4 protein-coding genes are annotated in these 6975 nt (G+C 72.9%); 3 read left to right on the forward strand and 1 reads right to left on the reverse strand.

The window, feature by feature from the left end:
* Positions 1-768: 768 nt before the first annotated feature.
* Positions 769-948: a hypothetical protein gene (locus tag ACFPBZ_RS29205; protein WP_378039624.1), complete on the reverse strand. Its 180-nt coding sequence runs from the start codon at positions 946-948 to the stop codon at positions 769-771.
* A 757-nt stretch (positions 949-1705) separates the two neighbouring features.
* On the opposite strand from ACFPBZ_RS29205, the gene ACFPBZ_RS29210 reads away from it, so the two are divergent.
* Genes ACFPBZ_RS29210 through ACFPBZ_RS29220 form a run of 3 tightly spaced genes read left to right on the forward strand, consistent with a single transcriptional unit; the run spans position 1706 to position 6766 of the window.
* Positions 1706-2299, forward strand: a complete 594-nt coding sequence (locus tag ACFPBZ_RS29210; RefSeq protein WP_378039625.1) for a single-stranded DNA-binding protein — start codon at positions 1706-1708, stop codon at positions 2297-2299.
* Between the two features lie 52 nt (positions 2300-2351).
* Positions 2352-4028: an energy-dependent translational throttle protein EttA gene (gene ettA / locus ACFPBZ_RS29215; protein ID WP_378039626.1), complete on the forward strand. Its 1677-nt coding sequence runs from the start codon at positions 2352-2354 to the stop codon at positions 4026-4028.
* A 53-nt stretch (positions 4029-4081) separates the two neighbouring features.
* Entirely contained in the window at positions 4082-6766 is a 2685-nt protein-coding gene (locus tag ACFPBZ_RS29220; protein ID WP_378039627.1) for a hypothetical protein, read from the forward strand.
* The last annotated feature ends 209 nt before the right edge of the window (positions 6767-6975 follow it).

The following is a 6975-nucleotide window of genomic DNA, read 5'->3' on the forward strand; positions in this document are numbered from 1 at the left end:
ACGCACCAACACCGAATGGCCCTCCCGCACCCGCGGCGAGGGCCACACGTGTCTCCAGGGACGAGTCAGCTAGCCACTCCGTCCCGTGTACGCCGGCCCTCCCGCATTACGCGGCGAGGGCATTCGTCGTTCCGGCGCCATTCCCCGCTGTCTGTCACTTGACAGCCCTCCGACTTCCTGAGGCACACGTCAGCATGATGGCCGCTCAGGCCGCACGTCGAAGTGCGGCCGTGGCAATTCGGGTGCCGACCCGCAGGGCCTCGAGCCCACCGACGTCGACGACCCGACTGAAGCAGCCTTCGGAGGGCCGGGACTCGTCCGAGGTCCCACTCGACGGCCGGGTAGAGCCAGGCCGGCCCCCATCGTGGGCGGAGCCGGCGCGAACAGCAGTGCCACGGCGGAGACCGCGATCCCGTCGACGTGAGCGTTGGCCATCGCGGTGCGGTACGTCGCGGGGTCAGCGGCCCGGGTACGGGGTGCTGGTGTACGTCAGGCCGACGAGGAAGAGGCCGAGCGCTACGCCGACCTGGTGCAGGGCGGGGACGCGGTTCTAATCCCGGTGTCCAGGGACTCCGTGAAGGGGCGAGATCGATGAGGTCGGGATGAACCGAACCCACGGCCTCGAGGTGGCGCGAGTTCGAGGCGCGGATCGAGCCGGTCCGCACTGGACAAGTCCACGCGTTCCCTGCCCGCACCGTCGACCGATCCACTGCCATCGGGCGCCATGTCCTCGCGAGGACGAGGGCGGAGCCCTGACAGCGGACAGGGCTACCGACCGACCCTCTCGATCTGGCGCTCGGCGTCGCCGACGGGCGCGACCCGAAGGAGCTCCGGGAAGCGATCGAGCACCGGTTCGAGCAGTACCTCCACGACGTCGGCGGTCTCCGCGCGGAGTTCGAGATGCCGCGCCTCCGTCTCGAATCCACCGCGGTGGCGGGCTTCGAGCACGTCATCGCCTGGCACCGACGGCCACTCGCACAGATGGCCCGCAGCGGGAGCCCGCGGACGCAGCACGACCGCCGGCGTCCACCTGCGACACGTCGAGGTCTGAGCGTCCGAGCCCTCCCCCTCTGATCGGCCGAGCGCCATGGACGACGGGTCGGAGTCCGATCGTCCTCAGGAAGATGCACGTTCCGGACCGGCACGTCCCCCACGACCGGGTTCTGGATGCGTTCACAGCCTTCGGGCGGACCGACGCATCGCGCTACGGATCGCGGCCCTGCCCGATAGCTCGTGAGCACTCGTCGGAGCCAGCCGTGGGTTCCGAGCACCGCGCCGAGCGCCTCCTGGCCGAGGGTTGGCATCGACCCGGCCTCGTCGTCGAGCACGACAGGGCCGTCCGATCTGGCACGCCGTGACGACGTCGACGCCCTCGACGTTCCGGTCGACCTCACCACGGCGCTCGACGCCGACCTGCCGGCCGCAGCCCACTCCCGCGCCTTCGCACCGTCCACGCGCCGGACCGTGTTTCGCTGCATCGCCTCCGCGGGCCCCGATCACGAGCGCATCGGCCGCACCGTCGCCGACGCGAAGCGGAACATGCGAGCGACGAGCCACGGCTGACATCGGTCCCGAGCTCGCCGGAGCACGTCCCCTGCTCCGGACGGTCCAGCCATCCGTCCACACCGGCAGCGATGCCCGGAGTTGTCCCCAGGCTCGGGCGTGCGGTTACCGCCTCGCGGGCAACCTCGCGCACGGTCTCCTCATGAGCGCCCCACCCGGGCGCCCACCGGAGGAGGACGAGATGAACGAGACCTGGGTGACCATCGTCGGGAACGTGGCCGGCGACGTCACGAAGCGGCGGACCGCGGCCGGCGACGTCGTGAACTTCCGCGTGATGAGCAGCGAGCGCCGCTACGACGCCGCCAGCGGCGAGTGGCAGGACGGCGCGCAGTTCTCGGCCCGCGTCACCTGCTGGCGCCGGCTCGCCGAGAACGTGCACCGCTGCGTGGTCAAGGGCGACCCCGTCGTCATCAACGGCAAGCTCGCCGTCCGCGAGTACGAGGTCGACGGCCAGCGACGGTCGTCCACGGAGATCGAGGCCAAGAGCGTCGGGCTCGACCTGCGCAAGGTCGCGGCGGGCGTGATCCCGGACGAGCGGGCCGCCGACGGGTCCGCGGCACCGGTCGACGTCACGTCACTCGTGGAGCTCCCCGCCGACGCCCCGATGTTCCGGTCCGACGAGGCCGACCCGCCGGGCGCGAACCCGCTGGTCGCGGTCGGCTCCGACGGCCCCCTCGACTCCCTGCTCCACGACGCCGAGGACGACGAGTTCGTGCGCGGGGCCATAGCGAGCTGAGACCACCACCGGCATCGGGGAGCGGCACACCATGCCAACTACCATCGGAGGCGTGGCTGAGTTCATCTACACCATGAAGAAGGTTCGCAAGGCCCACGGCGACAAGGTGGTTCTCGACGACGTCACGCTGAGCTTCCTGCCGGGAGCGAAGATCGGCGTCGTCGGGCCGAACGGTGCGGGCAAGTCGAGCGTTCTGAAGATCATGGCAGGACTCGACCAGCCCAACAACGGCGAGGCCTTCGCCGCCCCCGGTGCCACGGTCGGCATCCTGCAGCAGGAGCCCCCGCTCAACGAGGAGAAGACCGTCCTCGGCAACGTGCAGGAGGGCGCGGGCGACGTCGCCCTCAAGCTCGCCCGCTACAACGAGATCGCCGAGCTGATGGCGACCGACTACTCCGACGAGCTCATGGAGGAGATGGGCGCGCTCCAGGAGGACCTCGACAACGCCGACGCCTGGGACCTCGACTCCCAACTGCAGCAGGCGATGGACGCCCTGCGCTGTCCGCCGGCCGACTCACCGGTCACCCACCTCTCCGGAGGTGAGCGACGCCGGGTCGCGCTGTGCAAGCTGCTGCTGGCCAAGCCCGACCTCCTGCTCCTCGACGAGCCCACCAACCACCTCGACGCCGAGAGCGTCCAGTGGCTGGAGGGCCACCTGGCGTCGTACGCGGGCGCCGTACTCGCGGTGACACACGACCGCTACTTCCTCGACAACGTCGCCCAATGGATCCTCGAGATCGACCGCGGCCGGACGTACCCCTACGAGGGCAACTACTCCACCTACCTGGAGAAGAAGGCCGAGCGCGTGGCGGTGCAGGGCCGCAAGGACGCGAAGCTGCGCAAGCGGCTGGCCGACGAGCTCGCCTGGGTGCGGTCCGGGGCGAAGGCGCGGCAGGCCAAGAGCAAGTCCCGGCTCGCCCGCTACGAGGAGATGGCGACCGAGGCGGAGAAGACGCGCAAGCTCGACTTCGAGGAGATCCAGATCCCGCCGGGGCCCCGGCTGGGCAACGTGGTCGTCGAGGTGAGCCACCTCGACAAGGGGTTCGACGACCGGCTGCTCATCAAGGACCTGTCGTTCTCGCTGCCCCCCAACGGCATCATCGGGGTGATCGGGCCGAACGGGGTCGGCAAGACGACGCTGTTCAAGACGATCGTCGGGCTCGAGCACCCCGATTCGGGGTCGGTGAAGGTCGGGGACACGGTCAAGCTGTCCTACGTCGACCAGGGGCGTGAAGGTCTCTCCGGAACCGAGAACGTCTGGCAGGTCGTGTCGAACGGGCTGGACTTCATCCAGGTCGGCAACGTCGAGATGCCCTCGCGGGCGTACGTCTCGGCGTTCGGGTTCAAGGGCCCCGACCAGCAGAAGCCGGTGAACGTGCTCTCCGGTGGCGAGCGCAACCGGCTCAACCTGGCGATGACCCTGAAGCAGGGCGGGAACTTGCTCCTGCTCGACGAGCCGACCAACGACCTCGACGTCGAGACGCTCGGTTCGCTCGAGAACGCCCTGGAGAACTTCCCGGGCTGCGCCGTGGTGGTCTCCCACGACCGCTGGTTCCTCGACCGGGTGTGCACCCACATCCTCGCGTGGGAGGGCACCGACGACGACCCGGCCTCCTGGTTCTGGTTCGAGGGCAACTTCGCCGACTACGAGCAGAACAAGGTCCAGCGCCTCGGCGCCGACGCCGCACGACCGCACCGGGTGACGCACCGCAAGCTCACCCGGGACTGAGGTCGCAGGCGGCCCCGGGACCGACCCGGGCCGACGCCGAGAAGGGAGCGGTCGTGGGTGCACGTCGCGAGAACGGGACGCCGTCGGCGCACACCGTGCTCGAGGTCGCCGACGGACTCCGGTGGACCGATCCCGCTCTCGGCGTCTCCCTGGCCGAGCACGCGCGCCGGCTGGCGGGCGACGACGACCCCGCGACGCGGTCGGCGGCCGAGCGATCGATCCTGCGGTCGCTGGCCGAGGCCGACCGTTACGACGAGGTCGTGCACCGCGCGGGCCCCGTGCTCGAGGACGCGCGCCGGCGCGATGACCGCGACGCGGGCGCGGCGGTCGTCGTCGAGCTGGCGTCGGCGGCGATGGGCCTCGGCGACGCGACGACGGCGTGGACGCTCCTCGACCGCCTGCCGCCCGTCGACGAGCTGCCCGCCCGGATCGCGGCCGCCGCGGCTCTGGTGCGGACCCGGGTCCGGGCGGAGCACGGCGACGTCGCCGGGACCGACGGCGAGGCCGAGCGAGCCGTCCCGGCTCTGCTGCGGGTCCCCGAACCCGAGGCGGGGCTCCTGCGGCGGGAGCTGGCGTGTGCCCGGGGGCGGGCTCGCCGGCGAGCGGGCGACGTCGCCGGGGCGCTGGCGGTGCTGGCGACGGCGACGACCGACGACCCGCGCGACGACCCGGACGGCGGTCGGCGCGCCCTCGCCACGGCCGCGGAACGGATCGAGCTGCTCGTCGAGTCGGGCCGGACGGACGAGGCCCGGACGCTGGCCCGCGACCTGATGCCCCACGGGGAGGTCGAGCCGGCGCTGCTGCGGGCCGTCGGCCGCATCCGGCTCGTGGTCGCGGAAGCCGGGGGCAGCGACGGCGCCGAGACCCGGGCGACGGCGCAGGCGCTCGAGGACGCGGGCCACCTCGATGACGCGGCCCGGGGGTGGCAGGTCGTGGCCGCCGGGGCCGAGGCTCGTGGAGATCTGGGCGAGGCGCTCGCTGCCCTGCGGCACGGACACGTTCTCGAATCACGGGCCCGGGACGAGCACGCGCGCAGCCTGCGCCGGGTGGCCGCCGTCGACGTGGGTGATCTCCTCGCCATAGGACGAGTTCCGGTGGAGCCGGAGCCGGAGCCGGTTCTCCCGAGATCGGAGCCGATGCCGCCTCCGCTGGAGCCGGAGCCGATTTTCCCGACGTCGGAGCCGGTGCCGTTCCCGGTGGAGCCGGCGATCCCTGTCGGCGAGACGCCGCCACCCGCGGTGGAGACGGTGGCCCGTCCCGCCGACCTGCCCCGGAACGACGACGTCCTCGAGTCGCTGCCGCGGCGGCGAGGGCACCACCGCGACGACCAGCCCCGGGTGGAGGCAGCTCCCGCGCTGCCCGACCCACCGGTGTCGCCGGACCCCCTGGGCACACCGCCCCGGGTGGTCGACGACGGTGCGGGTCTGGGACGCCAGGACGAGCTGGCCGACCTGCTGGCCGCGCTGTCGCGGTCGATGGAGCAGCTCCCGGGTCCGGCCTTCGCAGCGGACGACGCCGACCCCGGTCCGGTCGGGACCCGGGTCGAGGAGCCGGGTCCGGTGCCCGTGAGCCTTCCGGCCACGGCATCGACGGAGAGCGATCCGACGACGAACGCAGGGGGGCGGGAGGAGCCCGCTCGAGAGCGGGTCGTCCCGGCGGATGTCCCGGCTCCCACCACCGGACGGCGACGGTCCCGCCATTCGGCTCCCGCCGACGGCACGCCCCCCGACGAGGACGGGCCGACCGAGCTGCCCCCGGCCACGCGCCCGACGTTCGACGCCTTCTCCACGGCGCCGCCGTACCGCCGGGAGGAGCCGGCGGTGGCACCGGCGCTGACGTCCGACCTCCCGGAGTCCGACCACTCGGGGTCCGACGGCCCGAGGTCCGACGGCCTGAAGTCCGACGGCCTCGGGTCTGAGCACGCCGGCGCGGACGCGACGTCGTCCGAGACCTCGGGGCGCCTCGGTCAGCCCCCGCTCTCCGCCGACCGGTTCACCCCGCTCCCGGAGACCGTGGAGCCCGATCGCTCCGGCGAGACCCGGCCCGGCGCCGAGCTCGCCTCGCCGCTGCCCTCGGTGTCCCCGTCGCCCGGTGGGCTGGGGGAGTCGCTCTCACCGGGGGACCGGCTGCCGTCGTCCGACCGGAGGCGGGACGCGCCGGCATCGGGTCCGTCGGGTGGCGATCGCACGGAGGAGCCCCGACCGTCGCGGGCGTCGGGCCGCCCGCGCCCCACGCCGCGTGAGGACTCCCCGCGCGGGCAGCGGGAAGCACGACCCGAGGTCCGCCCCGCGACCGGAGGCGCCGAGCCCGGCGACCTCGCTGGTGGGCGGGTGCCCCGGGAGCCCGCCGGTGCCTCGGCGCCCGACGAGTTCCGGGAGGACCTCGGCCTGACCCTGGCGAGTGTGCTCGGGGAGTACGACCTGCCCGACGTCCCGATGCCGCCGCGCACCGACCGGGCGCGGTCGTCGGCGGACGTGGCCGTGCCGTCGGCTCGGCGCCACACCTCGGGCTCGATGCCGGTACCGGCCGAGGGACCGCAGGGCTCTCGTGAGCGCGAGGTGGAGCCGCCCGCGCCGGCGCCGGTGCGGCCTTCCGGGGCGAACGGTCGTGCACGTCCCGTCGAGTCGGGGCCTCGTCTCGCCGACCTCCTCGCGGAGGCGATGGATGCCTTCCGGCACGCGGGCCCGGCCGCGCAGGACGAGTCCCGTCCGCCCGGAGTGGGGTCCCGCAGGGCCTGACCTGCGCAGATGCGCCAAGGGGACCCCCCTCGTTCGGGGGTTTAGAGCGGTGTGTAATCTTCTTTTCATCGCCAGGCCGGAGGGGTTGCCCCGGGGTCTGGCGGGGGATAGGTTGGGGAGGTTGCCCACCGGCTGGTCTGGTAGGCTGACTCTCTGAGAGCACCGGGTGGTGCGGTGTCCACGGTGTGGATGTCGGTCTCCGTGTGGTC

Source organism: Actinomycetospora atypica, from assembly GCF_042653685.1.
GTDB lineage: Bacteria > Actinomycetota > Actinomycetes > Mycobacteriales > Pseudonocardiaceae > Actinomycetospora > Actinomycetospora atypica.